Origin of the sequence: Trinickia caryophylli (assembly GCF_034424545.1) — a bacterium.
In the GTDB taxonomy this organism is placed as follows: Bacteria; Pseudomonadota; Gammaproteobacteria; order Burkholderiales; family Burkholderiaceae; genus Trinickia; species Trinickia caryophylli.
Genome location: NZ_CP139970.1, coordinates 3,329,787 through 3,344,867, shown reverse-complemented (window position 1 = coordinate 3,344,867; position 15,081 = coordinate 3,329,787). Strand labels below are relative to the sequence as shown.

General features: G+C 67.5%; 9 protein-coding genes. 4 read left to right on the top strand and 5 right to left on the bottom strand.

All coding sequences use genetic code 11. The annotated features are described in order from the left end of the window. Positions 1-162 precede the first annotated feature (162 nt). The 3 genes from waaC to dnaE all read right to left on the bottom strand — a co-directional run bounded on the left by waaC (position 163) and on the right by dnaE (position 6,053). On the bottom strand, positions 163-1,164 hold the full coding sequence (gene waaC, locus U0034_RS15105) for a lipopolysaccharide heptosyltransferase I (protein WP_085230070.1): 1,002 nt from the start codon (positions 1,162-1,164) through the stop codon (positions 163-165). A 136-nt stretch (positions 1,165-1,300) separates the two neighbouring features. Then, complete coding sequence (locus U0034_RS15100; RefSeq protein WP_085230069.1) at positions 1,301-2,422, bottom strand: glycosyltransferase family 4 protein; 1,122 nt, start codon at positions 2,420-2,422, stop codon at positions 1,301-1,303. A 40-nt stretch (positions 2,423-2,462) separates the two neighbouring features. Further along, positions 2,463-6,053 carry a DNA polymerase III subunit alpha gene (gene dnaE, locus U0034_RS15095; protein WP_085230068.1) on the bottom strand — a complete coding sequence of 1,197 codons (3,591 nt, stop codon included), beginning with the start codon at positions 6,051-6,053 and terminating at the stop codon, positions 2,463-2,465. A gap of 172 nt (positions 6,054-6,225) precedes the next feature. Here dnaE and U0034_RS15090 point away from each other — a divergent pair, with 172 nt between their 5' ends. Then, on the top strand, positions 6,226-7,089 hold the full coding sequence (locus U0034_RS15090; RefSeq protein ID WP_085230163.1) for a sulfurtransferase: 864 nt from the start codon (positions 6,226-6,228) through the stop codon (positions 7,087-7,089). A gap of 11 nt (positions 7,090-7,100) precedes the next feature. After that, positions 7,101-8,045 carry a tRNA glutamyl-Q(34) synthetase GluQRS gene (gene gluQRS / locus U0034_RS15085; protein WP_085230067.1) on the top strand — a complete coding sequence of 315 codons (945 nt, stop codon included), beginning with the start codon at positions 7,101-7,103 and terminating at the stop codon, positions 8,043-8,045. A gap of 58 nt (positions 8,046-8,103) precedes the next feature. Here the strand turns inward: gluQRS and U0034_RS15080 are convergent, their stop codons facing one another. Both U0034_RS15080 and purT read right to left on the bottom strand, forming a co-directional pair. After that, positions 8,104-9,549, bottom strand: a complete 1,446-nt coding sequence (locus tag U0034_RS15080) for a DEAD/DEAH box helicase (RefSeq protein WP_085230066.1) — start codon at positions 9,547-9,549, stop codon at positions 8,104-8,106. A gap of 320 nt (positions 9,550-9,869) precedes the next feature. Next, entirely contained in the window at positions 9,870-11,084 is a 1,215-nt protein-coding gene (gene purT, locus U0034_RS15075) for a formate-dependent phosphoribosylglycinamide formyltransferase (protein WP_085230162.1), read from the bottom strand. Positions 11,085-11,213: 129 nt separating this feature from the next. On the opposite strand from purT, the gene U0034_RS15070 reads away from it, so the two are divergent. Together U0034_RS15070 and U0034_RS15065 are read left to right on the top strand one after the other, a co-directional pair. Continuing rightward, positions 11,214-11,753 carry an META domain-containing protein gene (locus U0034_RS15070; RefSeq protein WP_085230065.1) on the top strand — a complete coding sequence of 180 codons (540 nt, stop codon included), beginning with the start codon at positions 11,214-11,216 and terminating at the stop codon, positions 11,751-11,753. 90 nt (positions 11,754-11,843) lie between these two features. Beyond that, complete coding sequence (locus U0034_RS15065) at positions 11,844-15,080, top strand: FtsK/SpoIIIE family DNA translocase (protein ID WP_085230064.1); 3,237 nt, start codon at positions 11,844-11,846, stop codon at positions 15,078-15,080. Position 15,081 lies beyond the last annotated feature (1 nt).

Below are 15,081 nucleotides of genomic sequence, written 5' to 3'. Positions count from 1 at the left end.
GACGGAGAAAAAAAACGCGCATGCCGTCCGAAACGCGCGCCCGACAGCGCCGCCATCGGCCCCGGCGGACGTTTCATCAGCGCAATGTTGTCGAAGACGGCGACTCCGAAAGGTCGGCCGCACGGTTGAAAGCGAAGAAGTATACCAGCGCCGGCTCTGCGCTCAGATACTGCGCAAGGAGACGGCGGCCCGGCTCGGTGCCGGTTGCCAGACCGAACGCAGCGCAGCCAGCACCTCGCTGACGGACGGGGTACAGCCCTCGCCCCCTACCGAAACCGCGCGCCCTGGGATGTTCACGCCGAAGTGATGGCGCGATGTCGCCGTGAAGATCATGACCGTCGGTTTGCCGATGGCACTGGCGAGGTGCGCGAAGCCCGTGTCCGTGCCGATGACGAGCGTCGCGAGATCGATATGCTGCGCCACTTCGCGCACCGTGAGGGAGGGCAGCACCGTCGCGCCCGGTATCGCTTCTGCAATCGCTTGCGCTTCTGCCCGCTCTTGCTCAGAGCCCCAAGGTAAAAGCGTACGGATGCCTTGTTCGGCTATATGGCCGCCCACTTGTTGCCAGTGCGAAATCGGCCATTTCTTGTTGTCGGCCGAAGTGGCGTGCAGCAGGATGGCGAACGGACCCTGCTGCGCCGCAGGAGGAATGGACGGCGGCGCGGGAATGCGCAAACCGAATTCGGCTTCCGCCTCGATCGGATAGCCGAATGCCTCGCTGACCGTGAGGCGCAGGCCTTCCCACGCATTCAACTCGGCCGGCCGCGCCATGCGTCGCGTGTAGGCGAACGCCGCGCCCTTCTCGCCCAAATCCACCGAGCGGTAGCCATAGCAGACCCTGCCACGGGCGAGGAACGCGATGATCGCGCTCTTATAGACACCGTGCACATCGATGATCGCGTCGTACTTGACCCGGCGCAACTCGGCAATCGATGCGGCGATGGATTGCAAGTCCGCGAGCCTGGGCCGCTTCTTGAATTGACGCAGCGGTGCGCCGAGCACGCGATCGATGCCCGTATTCCAACGCAGCACCTCGGTGAATGCGGCGTCCGCGGCCCAATCGATCTTCACGCCGGGAAAGGCGCGCTGCAGATCGGCAACGAGCGGCTGAGCCTGGACGATGTCGCCCAATGACGTGACCTTGATGATCAATAAGCGATTCATGGCATTAGGTCGTGTAGGTCGTGTAGGTCGTTGAACGAGCCAGTCCGTGTCACGCGGCGCTCCGCTCCCCCGGGCACCGCCTCGTCGCACGTTGCGGCGCAGTATACCGGAGCACCTGCCGCATACTCGCGGGGCGTCACGCCCGCTGACCGTCGACGACGGCTCTGGACGATATGGCGTGGCGCTGCCGGGCCGCTACCTGCTCGGCCAGCTCGAGCAGAACATTTACATGTGCGTCGACCCGAGGATCGTAGGTGAGCGCCGCGCGCACGGCCGTATGCCCGCCTGCCAGCCGCTCGCCCGCGCGGACCCCGGCCACGCAGGCTTGCAGCACGGCGCGCAACGCGGCGGCATCGCCCGGCGCGAAGAGGTGCTTCGCTGCCGGTGAAATCGCGTCACAACAGCCGATGTTGCGCGCGAGGATCGCGGGTGTTCCACACATGACGGACTCGATACCGACGAGACCGAACGGTTCGTACCGCGACGCGAGAATCGTGAAGTCCGCGGCGCGATAGCCGTCCTCGATGTTCTTGACATAGCCGATGTAACGAATGCGTTCGCTCGTGCGCTCCGGAGGCCGGCCCGCCACTGCCACGACAACCGGCAATGCCATCTCGCGCACGGCGGCTTCTATGAGCGGCAGGCCCTTTCGCTCGTGACTCGTGGAAGGAAACAGCAAGATCACTTCGTCGTCCGCAAAACCGAACTGTCGTCGCAACGCCATGCGCGCCTCGGAGCCGACGGGCGCAAACCGGGCCGCATCGACGGGCGGATAGAGCATCCGTATCTTCGCCTCGGGCACGCCGTATAGCGTGCGCAACTCGTCGCGCATAGAGGGCGAATGCGCAATGACAATCTGGGCGTGCTCGTATTGGCGCGCCTCCAGCGCGATCTGCCAGCGGTCCGCACGGGTCGGCTCCCGCCCCATCGCCTGCACAAACCCGCGATGCGTGCCCCCGCAAATCGCGATCTCGGACGAATCGACACGATTGCAGCCGATCAGCACGTCCACGCCCGCGGCCCGCCGCAGGCGCCTCAGCCGCCAGGAGAACCAGTGATCGCGCAATTTGCCGGGCAGGAACGCGACGTTGATACGGTGCGCCTCGACGAGCGCTGTCTCGGGCAAGGCCGGATCGAAGCGGCGCGCGAAAAAAGCCGGTTTGATGCCACGGGCGGCCAGCTCGCGCGCGAGGTCCATCGCGTAGCGCTCGAAGCCGCCGCCGTGCTTGAGAGCGTTAGCCGAAATGGCGATCTTCATGAGCACCCGCGGCTATATCGGAACGAATACATGCGCATGGTCAGTAGACGATCTCCACCATGCTTGCGGCGAACTCGCTGCGCAGCGCGGTGAGCAAATCGTCGCTCGGGCGCACGCGCCAGGCGTCGCCGAGGCGCACTTCGCCCCGCGCGCGATCGTTGCAGTAAGCGATCTGGACCGCCAGCCCGTTGGGTGCTTGCGAAAATGCCTGAGAAAATGCCTGAGAAGCGGCGCGCGGCCTGCCGCCCTCCCCGCCGAAGCCTGCACGCGCGTTGCCGTTGCGGCCGCCAGCCGGCGCCGCGGCCTGCGCTTCCTGCGCGGCGGCGGGCGGCGCACAGTACGCTTCGAGCACGCGGCGCAACGCCGTCGCATCGGCATTGCCATTCATGCTCACCTTGACGGCCTGCGCATAGCGGCTGCGCGCGCGCTCGAGATCCATCACCGATTCGACAGTGAAGCGAATGCCGCCCGTGAATGCATCGTTGCGCGCCTGCCCTTGCACGACGAGCAACTCGTCTTCCTTGAAGAGCGCCCGGTTCGCCTCGTATTGCTCGTTGAACACGGTGAGTTCGCACTGGCCGGTGCCGTCGTCGATGGCCGCAATCAGCATTTTGCCGCGCTGAGTCATCTGGGTGCGCAGCGACACAATGATCCCGGCCACGAGTTTGTCGCGACCTTCTTTCAGATCGGCGATCTTCTGGCGCACGAACCTGCGCACCTCGTCCTTGTACGCATCGAACAGATGGCCCGAGAGGTAAAAGCCGAGCGCCGTTTTTTCTTCCTGCAGCTTGCGCTTTTCGGGCCACGCGGGCTCGTCGACAAGTTCATGGCCCTGCGACGACGAATCGTCGCCCATATCGAAGAGCCCCGCCTGGAGCGCATTCGCGGCCGCCTGCTCTGCAGCCTCCATCGCGAGCGGCACCGACGCGATGAGCTGCGCCCGGTTCGCGTGCAGCGCGTCGAACGCACCCGCGCGAATGAGCGCTTCGATCGTGCGGCGATTGACGACGCGCCGGTCGATTCGCTGACAGAAGTCGAAAAGATCGGAAAACGGCTTTTCCTCGCGCGCGCGCAGGATCTCCTCGATCGCGCTCTGGCCGCTGCCCTTCACCGCGCCCAGACCGTAGCGGATCGTGCGCGAGCGTGTGCCGTCCGGCTCGGCGACGGGCTCGAAGCGATAGTGGGAGAGGTTGATGTCGGGCGGCAGGACCGCAAGTTTGTTGATCGGGCTGACGCAATCGTCGAAAAGGATCTTCACCTTGTCGGTGTCGTCCATTGCGAGCGTCAGGTTGGCCGCCATGAATTCGGCCGGGTGGTGAACCTTAAGCCACGCCGTGTAGTAGGCGAGCAGCGCATATGCCGCCGCGTGCGACTTGTTGAAGCCGTAGCCCGCGAACTTCTCCATCAAGTCGAAGATCTCGTCGGACTTCTCCCGCGTAAGACCGTTCTTCGCCGCGCCTTCGGCAAAGATCTCGCGGTGCTGGGCCATCTCCTCGGCCTTTTTCTTGCCCATCGCGCGGCGCAAGAGGTCGGCGCCGCCGAGCGAGTAGCCGCCGATGATCTGCGCCATCTGCATCACCTGCTCCTGATAGACCATGATGCCGTAGGTCTCTTTCAGAACAGGCTCCACGCGCGGATCGGGATACTCCACCGTCTCGCGCCCGTGCTTGCGCGCGCAAAAGCTCGGGATCAGATCCATCGGGCCCGGGCGATAGAGCGCGACGAGCGCGATGATGTCCTCGAAGCGGTCGGGCTGCGCGTCCTTGAGCATGCCCTGCATGCCGCGGCTTTCCAGCTGGAACACGGCAACCGTATTGGCCTTCTTCAGGATCGAGAACGAGGCGGGATCGTCGAGCGGCACCTGCGCGAGCGACCAGTCGGCCTTCGACGGATCGAGCCGGCGAATGTAACGCTCGGCCCAGTCGAGAATCGTGAGCGTCGTCAGACCCAGAAAGTCGAACTTCACGAGGCCGACCGCTTCGACGTCATCCTTGTCGTACTGGCTCACGACCCCGCCGTCGTCACCCTGCGTGTAAAGCGGGCAGAAATCGGTGAGCTTGCCGGGGGCGATCAGCACGCCGCCCGCGTGCATCCCGACGTTGCGCGTGAGGCCCTCGACCCGCTGGGCGAGATCGAGCAGTTGGTTGACCTCGTCCTCCTTGTCATACCGCTCCTGCAGGAGCGGCTCCTCCTTCATCGCGTCGGCAATCGTCACGTGCTTGCCGGGCTTGAACGGAATCAGCTTCGCCACGCCGTCGGTGAACGTATAGCCCAGATCGAGCACGCGCCCGATGTCGCGCACCGCGGCCTTGGCCGCCATCGTGCCGAACGTCGCGATCTGAGAGACGGCATCCGCGCCGTACTTTTCCTTCACATACTGGATCACGCGATCGCGGCCATGCTGGCAGAAATCGATGTCGAAGTCGGGCATCGACACGCGCTCGGGATTCAGAAAACGCTCGAACAGGAGGTTGTAGCGCAACGGATCGAGGTCCGTGATGCCGAGCGCGTAGGCGACGAGCGAGCCAGCGCCCGAGCCCCGCCCGGGCCCCACCGGCACACCGTTGTTCTTCGCCCAGTTGATGAAGTCCGCCACGATCAGGAAGTAGCCGGGAAAGCCCATCTTGATGATCGTGCCGCACTCGAACTCGAGCCGCTTGTAGTAGCTCTCGCGCTCGGCCTCGCGCTTCGCCTGGTCGGGATAGAGTTCCGCGAGCCGGCGCTCGAGGCCTTCCTTCGACAACTGCACGAGGTAATCGTCGAGCGACATGCCGTCAGGCGTCGGAAAGAGCGGCAGCTTCGGTTTGCCGAGCTCGAGCGTCAGATTGCAGCGCTTCGCGATTTCGACCGTGTTCGCGAGTGCGGACGGAATGTCGGCAAAGAGCGCCGCCATCTCCTCTTGCGTGCGGAAATGCTGCTCGGTGGTGAAGCGCTTTTGCCGACGCGGATTCGCGAGAATGTCGCCCTCGGAAATGCACACGCGCGCCTCGTGGGCCGTGTACTCGTCGCTCGTCATGAACTGCACCGGATGCGTGGCGACGACGGGCAGCTTCAGCGCGGCGGCGAGCTCCACGGCTTCCTGCACGTAGAGTTCGGTCCCTGGCTGGCCGCAACGTTGCAGCTCGATGTAAAACGCGTTCGGGAACAGCTCGGACCAGCGCGTCGCATGGCGGCGCGCAGCTTCCTTGTTGCCGGCGGCCAGCGCCAGCCCGACATCGCCCTGCTGTGCGCCAGACAGCGCGATAAGCCCCTCGCGCAGCGGCCCGGCGAGCCATTCGACCTCCACTTCGGCGCGACCGCGGTACTGGTTCGTTAGCCAGGACTTCGTCAAAAGCTCGCACAGATTGAGGTAGCCGCGCCGGTCCTTCACGAGCAACAGCAGCCGCGAAGGCTTGTCGCGGTCATCCGGATTCGTGATCCAGACATCGCAGCCGGCGATCGGCTTGACGCCCTTGCCGCGGGCTTCCTTGTAAAAGCGAACGAGTCCGAATGCGTTCGCGAGGTCGGTCAGCGCAAGCGCGCCCTGACCGTCGTCAGCGGCTGCCTTGACGGCGTCGTCGAGGCGCACGATGCCGTCGGCAATCGAGAATTCAGAGTGGAGGCGGAGATGGACGAAGCGGGGATCTGGCATGGGCCGTATTGTACATCCGCGACTATGCCCCCGAGGTCGGCTGCACCGGCGCGAGGGCCCTCGATCGGGCGGTCTTCGCCATTTGGGAGATAATACGGCTTTCCCCCTGTTTTCGAGCCGTGTCGCGCAGCCGAAGCGCGCGCCGCCGCATCTGCGTTACCGCAACGTCATCATGAGCATCGTCAATCTCGCCGCTTACCATTTTGTCTCTCTCGACACGATCAGCGCCTGGCGCCCGCTCGTCGCCGAGCACTGTGCGGCGCTGGGCCTGCGCGGCACGATCCTGCTCGCGCCCGAGGGCATCAATCTCTTCGTGGCCGGCCCGCGCGAGGCCACCGACGCGTTCGTCGACTACATCCGCCACGACCCGCTCTTCGAAGGCAAGTTCGCAGCGCTGCGGTTCAAGGAAAGCCTGTCGCCGGCTCAGCCGTTTCGCCGCATGCTCGTTCGGCTCAAGCGGGAAATCATCACGATGAAAAAGCCCGCCATCAAGCCCGAGTTGGGCCGCGCCCCGTCGGTCGATGCCGCAACGCTCAAGGGCTGGCTCGACCGGGGCCGCGACGATGCGGGCCGTCCAGTCGTCATGCTCGATACGCGCAACGCGTTCGAGGTCGACGTCGGAACATTCGACCAGGCAGTCGATTACCGGCTCGCCAAGTTCAGCGAATTCCCGGAGGTGATCGAGGCGCACCGCGAGGAGTTCGCCGGCAAGACCATCGTGTCGTTCTGCACGGGTGGCATCCGCTGCGAAAAAGCCGCCATCCATATGAAGGAAATCGGCATGGAGCACGTGTATCAGCTCGAAGGCGGCATCCTCAAGTACTTCGAGGAAGTCGGCGGCGCGCATTATCACGGCGAGTGCTTCGTCTTCGATTACCGCACGGCGCTCAATCCGCGCCTCGAGCCGAGCGCCACCGTACAGTGCTTCGCCTGCCGCGCCGTCGTTTCGCCCGAAGCGCAGCGCTCGCCGCTTTATACGCCCGGCAAAAGCTGCCCGGCCTGCCACTCGCAACGCGAAGCAGCGCAGGCTGTCTGACGGGCAGCGCCATGAACGCCACCACGCGCGCACTCGCCGGATCCGGCGCGGCGCCCGGAGGCGCTCATGCGCCGCGGCGCTATCGGGGCCGCTTCGCGCCCTCGCCGACAGGGCCGCTGCATTTCGGCTCGCTCGTCGGCGCGCTGGCGAGCTACCTCGATGCGCGCGCCCATGGAGGCCAGTGGCTCGTGCGGATCGAAGACATCGACGGCCCGCGCACCATGCCCGGCGCCGACCGCCAGATTCTCGTCACGCTGGAGCGCTTCGGCATGCGCCCCGACGAGCCTCCGGTCTGGCAAAGCGCGCGCACGGCGCTTTACGCGCAAGCGCTCGAGCGGCTGCAACGGGCGGGACTCGTCTACCCATGCGGCTGCACGCGCAAGGAGATCGCGGATTCGCTCGCGAGCGCGCACGCGCGGAATACGACGCTTGCCTACCCCGGCACGTGCCGCGCCGGGCTCGCCGGCAAGACGCCGCGCGCGTGGCGGCTGCGCGTGCCCGACGGCGACGCGGCAACGATTGCGTTCGACGATCGCTGGCAGGGGCCGCAGCAACAGAACCTCGCGACCGAAGTGGGCGACTTCGTCCTGAAGCGCGCCGATGGCCAGTGGGCCTACCAGTTGGCTGTCGTGGCAGACGATGCCGATCAGGACATCACGCACATCGTGCGCGGTGCGGATTTGCTCGACTCCACGGCGCGGCAGATCTACCTTCAGCGCTGTCTCGGGCTGCCGACACCGTCGTATCTGCACGTGCCCGTCGTCGTCGACGCCCACGGGGAGAAGCTCAGCAAGCAGACGGGTGCGCCGGCGCTGGACGCAAGCCGGCCGCTACCCGCGCTGCATGCAGCCGCGCGGCACCTGGGTCTCGCGCCGGCGAGCGGCGTGTGGACGGGCGCGACGCTGGAGAGGTTCTACGCCGAAGCGACGGCAGCCTGGGCCCGGCGCTTCGCCTGAGCCGGGTGCCGGCAGCGGAGCGGGCCGAGCCACGGGATGACGCGGCCCGCCGTCCGCCTCAGGAAGAGGAAGAATTGCGCCGCGCCATGCCGAAGCCGCCCAGCAGCGCGGCCAGCGGCTGCTTCGGCGTGGCCTTGGCGGGCGCGCCCTCGGACCTCTTCGCTTCGTCGTCCTTGCGCGCCGACGGCGACGGCTCGTACGGTTTGAAAAAGAAATCGTCGACAGGCGCGTGTGCGTGACGGTGCTCGACGCGATCGTAGGGTGCGGCCGTGCGGCGGCGGCCCGGACGCTCGTCGCGTTCGCGGCGGCCGCGCTCCTCGCGATGCGGACGAAGCGGTGCTTCGAGCGTCAGCGTTCGCACCTCGAGCGGGCGCTTGATCAGCTTTTCGATGTCGGCGAGCTGCTTGCGCTCGTTCGGGCTGCAAAGCGAAAGCGCATCGCCCGACGCGCCGGCACGCCCGGTGCGCCCGATACGGTGCACGTAGTCTTCGGCGTTGAACGGCAGATCGAAGTTGATGACGGCCGGCAGCTCCACAATATCGAGCCCGCGCGCCGCCACGTCGGTGGCCACGAGCGCCTCCACTTCACCGCGCTTGAACGCGTCGAGCGCCTGCATCCGTTCTGCCTGGGATTTGTCGCCGTGGATCGCGGTGGCCACGACGCCGTCGCGCTCGAGCTGGCGCGCGAGGCGCCCCGCACCGATCTTGCTGTTGCAGAACACGATAACCTGCTTGAGCTGGCGCTCGCGGATGAGCTGCACGACGGCGCCTTGCTTGTCGCCCTCGGCCACCTCGTAGACGATCTGCGTGACGTTCGTCGCGGTGGAGTTGCTGCGCGCGACCTCGATCGTCTGCGGGTTGCGCAAATAGGTGGAGGCGAGCTTCTTGATTTCGGGCGAGAACGTGGCCGAGAACAAAAGCGTCTGCCGCTCCTTCGGCAACAGATTCAGAATCCGTTGCAAGTCGGGCAGAAAGCCCATGTCGAGCATGCGGTCCGCCTCGTCGAGCACGAGCATCTGCACCTGCCCCAGGTTCGCGGTCTTTTGCTGAACGTGGTCGAGCAGGCGCCCCGGCGTTGCGATGAGAATTTCGACGCCGCGCCTCAGCTCGGCCGATTGCGGGTTCATGTCCACGCCGCCGAAAACCACCGCGCTTCGAAGCGGCGTGTGCTTGGCGTAGGCGTGCACGTTCGCGGCCACCTGATCGGCCAGCTCGCGCGTGGGCGTCAGAATCAGCGCGCGCACGGGGTGCCGCGCCGGCGAGGCGCTCGTGCTCGCCTGAGGCAGCAAACGCTGGATGATCGGCAGCGAGAAGCTGGCGGTCTTGCCGGTGCCGGTCTGGGCGGCGCCCATGACGTCTCGGCCGGCCAGCACGACCGGAATCGCCTCCGCCTGGATGGGCGTTGGCGTGGTGTAGCCCTGCTCGGCAATGGCCTTGAGAATATCGGCGGCAAGGCCGAATCGGTCGAAGGTTGCGACGGCAGGCGTGGCAGCGGGATCAGACATGGTGGCTTCGCTAAAAGTGCGCGCTAGGGTCTGTTCATGGACTCCAAGGCGTCGCGTCGTTCGCGCGCGGCAGCGGCCCAACGACAGGGGGCGGCCGACGGCATCGGCATCGGGCGCGAACAGCGGCGGCCCGTGATACCAAGGCCGCCCGCATTGCCGCGCAAGTACGCGGCCGGCTCCGGCGGCAACGGATGTCGCCCCGGAAAGGCCGGTATTGTAGCACCGCATCGCCGCGGCGACCGTGCCCGCGCCGCAATGCGCCGTTTGCGTACCTTGCGGACCACAACGCGCCGAGCGCGCCTGCGCGCCCGGCTACGCGCTCAGCGCGCCGCGACGGGCCGCACCGCGGCGGCGACCGTCTTCGCGCGCGTGCGCGCTTCGTCGATATCGACGCCCGTTGCGAGCGCCACGCCCATGCGGCGCTTCTTGAAGCTTTCGGGCTTGCCGAAGAGCCGGACATCCGCCGTCGGCACGGCGAGCGCCTGCGCCACTCCCTCGAACGCGATGCCGGCCTCGTCGAGCCCGCCATAGACGACGGCCGAGGCACCCGGCGCCAGCTGCGAGGTGTCGACCGGCAGGCCGAGAATCGCCCGCGCATGCAGCTCGAACTCGGAAAGGCGCTGCGAGCGCAGCGTGACGAGCCCCGTGTCGTGCGGGCGAGGGCTCACCTCCGAGAACCAGACCTCGTCGCCGCGCACGAAGAGCTCGACGCCGAACACCCCGCGCCCGCCGAGCGCGCCCGTCACCTTGCGCGCGATGTCGCGCGAGCGTTCGAGCGCCACGGCCGACATCGGCTGCGGCTGCCACGATTCGACATAGTCGCCCGCCACCTGCAGATGGCCGATCGGCTCGCAAAACGACGTCTGCACGGTCTGCGTGGCGGGATCGATGGCGCGCACGGTCAGCAGCGTAATCTCATAATCGAACGTAACGAATCCTTCGACGATGACGCGCCCCACGTTCACGCGCGCGCCGGCCGTCGCGTACTGCCAGGCCGGCTCGATGTCGGCGTCGCTCCTGAGCACCGACTGGCCCTTGCCGGACGACGACATCACCGGCTTCACCACGCATGGGTAGCCGATGCGCGCGATCGCGGCCCGAAACGCCTCGAGCGATTCCGCGAACGCGTAGGGGGACGTGGGGAGGCCGAGCGTTTCGGCCGCGAGCCGGCGGATGCCCTCGCGGTTCATCGTGAGCTGCGTCGCGCGCGCCGTCGGAATGACCTCGGCGAGCCCCGCCGCCTCGATCTCGGCCAGCGCGTCGGTGGCGATCGCTTCGATCTCGGGCACGATCAAATGCGGCCGCTCCTCGCGCACGAGCGCCGTGAGCGCGGCCGGATCGGTCATGTCGATAACGTGCGCGCGATGCGCGACCTGGTGTCCCGGCGCGTTCGGATAGCGGTCGACGGCGATCGTCTCGACCCCGAGCCGCTGCAGCGCGATGATGACTTCCTTGCCCAGTTCGCCCGCGCCGAGCAGCATGACTCGTATGGCCGAGGGCGTGAGCGGCGTCCCGATTCGTTGACCGATCTGCATGACGAAATCCCATTGGTGAAGCATGTGGAGAAGCGCGATGCTAGCATGGCCACGCTCGCGTTCTCTCGCGCCCGGCGGCCGGAGTGCGTTACCCTTACGGCTTTGTCAGCACAACGAGGAAACGCTCCCATGCCGAGTCAGTACATTGCGCCGCGACGCGCGGCCCGGCGCGCGCGCGCGTCGCTCGTGGCCGGCGTGCTTGCGGTCGCGGCGCTCGTCGCGGCCTGCGCGATGCCGACTCACCCGGATTCGTCCGCGCCCGCGAGCGACCCGTTCAACCCGGCCGCCACACAGCTCATCGACGACACGCGCTGGACGCTCGCCAGTTGGCAGACGGCCGACGGTCGCCCTCGCGAGATCGCACAAGGCGGCAACGAAAGCCGCCCGACGCTCATCCTGTCGACGGCCACGGGCCAGCGCAAGGCCAGCGGCTTTTCGGGCTGCAACCGCTTCGCCGGCAGCTACTCGCTCAAGGGCGGCACGCTGACCTTCGAATCGCTCGTCGCTACGCGCATGGCCTGCGCGGACCCGGCGCGCGGCGAGCTCGAGCGTGCCTATCTCGCCGCGCTCGCGCATATCGCCCGGACGGGCGTGCAATGGAGCACGCCGCGAACGCTGCGCATCGTCACCGAGGATGGCGCGACCCTGACTTTCGTGGCCGATCGATGATCGCACCGGCCGTCGCCGCATCTCGCGCGCCGAGCCGGGCGAACGGTTAAACTCGCCGCGTTGCGTCGGCGCTTCTTCGTCAGTTCTAGCATGCATACGGTAGTTTTGGGCTGGCTCGGCATCTCCGCCGTCTGGCTCGCTCCTCTTTTCTGGCGTCTCGTCAAGGCCATGCTGCCCGGCGGCCAGGGTCTGCGCGGCCCCGGCTCGATCCGGCTATGGCTCGGCTTCGTGGGCGTGCTCGTGGCGAGCTCGTCGCTCGAGGCGATGCTCGCCCCGGCGTCCGGCCATGCGCTCGGACAAGCCCTGGCCGCGCTCGAAGGCCGCCTCATCGGGCACGTCGCCGCACCGCTCGCCATGAGCGCCCTCTTTTTCGCAAGCTTGCCCTGGCTCATCGGCTTTCGATGGATCGACGCGCTGCGCAGAGCCGACCGCGCCTTCGGCCTCGGTTTGCACCTGAGCGGCGAAGCCGCTGACGAGCGCCCGACCGCGGCGCGCGGCGAACGCGCGCGGGCCGCGGTGGCGGCTCCCACGCGCACGACGACCGTCAACGCCATGGCGCCGAAATCGACAGGCCGGTATGCCCGCCCGACCGTATGGCGGCCACCGGTCGCGCGCAGCGGAACGGCCCCGATCAAGACCGGGGGTGCCGCCGCCGAACCCGCCGTGCCGCTCGCGCCGCCGCGGCCCACTCCGGCGCCGATCTCCAATTCGTCCCGCCCGCCCGCGCCGCGCACGCCCGCTGCGTCGCCCGCCAGGGGAACGACCAGGCCCGTCTCGCCGCGGGTACGCGGGACCGGTATGAGCACGCCGCCACAGGGGTCAGGGGCAGGGGCGGGGTCGGCCGCACGGCCACGCATAGAGCCTATCGGCGTGCGCGAGCCGTTGGTGCCCTCCTCGCCCTCGCCCTCCCCGGGCGTACTGGAAACGCTGCGCGCGATCGAGGCCAACGCGGCCCAATGGACGACGCTTGCCGGCGTGAGTCTCGCGCGGCGCGGCGCATCCGCGAACATGCAGACTCGGCCTGTCGATGACATCCGGCCATCCGGCACGGAACCCGACGAGCCGGTGTCGGAACGGGAAGCCCCCTCGCCGACGGCGGCGGCCGACTCCATGCGGATGACCGGCGACGACCTCGACTCCGCGGACGCTCGGCCGCCCGCCACGGCCGCACCGTCTGCGCTGCCGGCGCAGACGGCGTTGCCTGCGCATGAACCGGCGGTCCCGAGGCTCGACGCGCCCACGCAGCCCGCACCGTTCGCTGCGACGCCAAGCGCCGGCGCCTCGAATACCGATGCGCTCGCGGCACCTGCGGCGCTCTCCGCGGCACCGCGGATCGAGTCCGCCCCGGCTTCGGAGACGCAAGCGCAGCCGCTCGGGCATTCGAGCGCCGAATCGGCCGTGGCGTCCGCAGCCCGCCTTTCGCCCCACGCCCCGGTACTGATCGAACTCGTCGGCCGCTCCTCGCAGGCATCGGAAGCTGGAGACCCATCCGGCGCAAGTATGCCCGCCGAGCGAACCACTGCAGCGGTCCCGAGCCATGCGGCGGCTTCGTCGATTCCTTCGTCGCCATCACCATCGCTATCGCCGTTGCCACCGCCGCCACCGCCGCCGTCCGTGCCCACGACGGCGCCAGCACGCATGGACGTGCCGGGCGACGAGGCATCTCCACCACTGCTGCCCGAGGCGTCGTCCGGGGTGGGCGACGGCACGCCCGAGCCGGCACCGGTGGCCCCGCCGCACGCCATGGCCGACGCCATGGCCGACTCCGCGGCCGCCGCGCCGGCGAGGCCAGCCGTGCTCGGCCATGCACCGACCGAATTCGCCTTCCACGCACCGCTTGCGGCCTGCGTCGAGCTGCCATCGATCGAATTGCTCGAGCAGCCGGCCGCCGATGCCGAACCGATTCCAACCGAGCTTCTTGCGGAAAGGGGGCAGTTGATCGAGCAGCGGCTGCAGGAATTCAAGGTGCCGGTAACCGTGGTTGGCGCATCGGCCGGCCCGGTCATCACGCGCTTCGAGATCGAACCCGCGCTCGGCGTGCGCGGCAGCCAGATCGTCGGACTGATGAAGGACCTCTCGCGCGGCCTGGGCCTCACGTCGATCCGGGTCGTGGAAACGATCCCCGGCAAGACCTGCATGGGCCTCGAGCTACCGAACCAGAAGCGGCAGATGATTCGGCTTTCGGAGATCCTGGCCGCCGACGCCTACCGCAGATCGGCCTCCAAGCTGACGATCGCGATGGGCAAGGACATTACGGGCAACCCGATCGTGACCGATCTGGCAAAGGCGCCGCACATGCTCGTGGCGGGCACGACGGGCTCCGGCAAATCGGTGGCGATCAACGCGATGATCCTGTCGCTGCTCTTCAAGGCAACGCCGGAAGAAGTGCGACTCATCATGATCGACCCGAAGATGCTCGAACTGTCCGTCTATGAGGGCATCCCGCATCTGCTCGCGCCCGTCGTGACCGACATGAAGCTGGCCGCGAACGCGCTCAACTGGTGCGTCGGCGAGATGGAGAAACGCTACCGGCTCATGTCGGCCGTCGGCGTGCGCAACCTCGCGAGCTTCAATCAGAAGGTGCGCGACACGGAAGCCGCCGGGCGCAAGCTCACGAACCCCTTCTCGCTGACGCCCGACGCGCCCGAGCCGCTCTCGACGCTGCCGCTCATCGTTGTCGTCATCGACGAACTGGCGGATCTGATGATGGTCGCCGGCAAGAAGATCGAAGAGCTGATCGCGCGCCTCGCGCAAAAGGCGCGCGCAGCCGGCATCCATCTGATACTCGCCACGCAGCGTCCGTCGGTCGACGTCATCACCGGTCTCATCAAGGCCAATATCCCGACGCGCGTGGCCTTCCAGGTATCGTCGAAGATCGACTCGCGCACGATCCTCGACCAGATGGGTGCGGAATCGCTGCTGGGCCAGGGCGATATGCTCTTTTTGCCCCCTGGCACCGGGTATCCGCAGCGCGTACACGGCGCCTTCGTAGCCGACGAGGAAGTGCACCGCGTCGTCGAACACCTGAAGCAATTCGGCGAGCCGCAATACGAGGAAGGCATTCTCGACGGCCCCGCCACCGAGGGCGCGGCGCAGGATCTTTTCGGCGATGCCCCCGACGCGGAAGCCGACCCCCTCTACGACGAGGCCGTCGCGTTCGTCGTGCGCACGCGACGCGCGTCGATCTCGGCCGTGCAGCGCCAGTTGCGCATCGGCTATAACCGCGCCGCGCGGCTCGTCGAGCAGATGGAAGCCGCGGGACTCGTCTCGTCGATGGGCGTCAACGGCAGCCGGGAAGTGCTCGCGCCGCCGGGTCCGGAGCAATGAT

Excerpts from the sequence above, each read along its gene's own strand:
- waaC (WP_085230070.1), bottom strand. The coding sequence starts at position 1,164 with ATGAATCGCTTATTGATCATCAAGGTCACGTCATTGGGCGACATCGTC.
- U0034_RS15100 (WP_085230069.1), bottom strand. The coding sequence starts at position 2,422 with ATGAAGATCGCCATTTCGGCTAACGCTCTCAAGCACGGCGGCGGCTTC.
- dnaE (WP_085230068.1), bottom strand. The coding sequence starts at position 6,053 with ATGCCAGATCCCCGCTTCGTCCATCTCCGCCTCCACTCTGAATTCTCG.
- U0034_RS15090 (WP_085230163.1), top strand. The coding sequence starts at position 6,226 with ATGAGCATCGTCAATCTCGCCGCTTACCATTTTGTCTCTCTCGACACG.
- gluQRS (WP_085230067.1), top strand. The coding sequence starts at position 7,101 with ATGAACGCCACCACGCGCGCACTCGCCGGATCCGGCGCGGCGCCCGGA.
- U0034_RS15080 (WP_085230066.1), bottom strand. The coding sequence starts at position 9,549 with ATGTCTGATCCCGCTGCCACGCCTGCCGTCGCAACCTTCGACCGATTC.
- purT (WP_085230162.1), bottom strand. The coding sequence starts at position 11,084 with ATGCAGATCGGTCAACGAATCGGGACGCCGCTCACGCCCTCGGCCATA.
- U0034_RS15070 (WP_085230065.1), top strand. The coding sequence starts at position 11,214 with ATGCCGAGTCAGTACATTGCGCCGCGACGCGCGGCCCGGCGCGCGCGC.
- U0034_RS15065 (WP_085230064.1), top strand. The coding sequence starts at position 11,844 with ATGCATACGGTAGTTTTGGGCTGGCTCGGCATCTCCGCCGTCTGGCTC.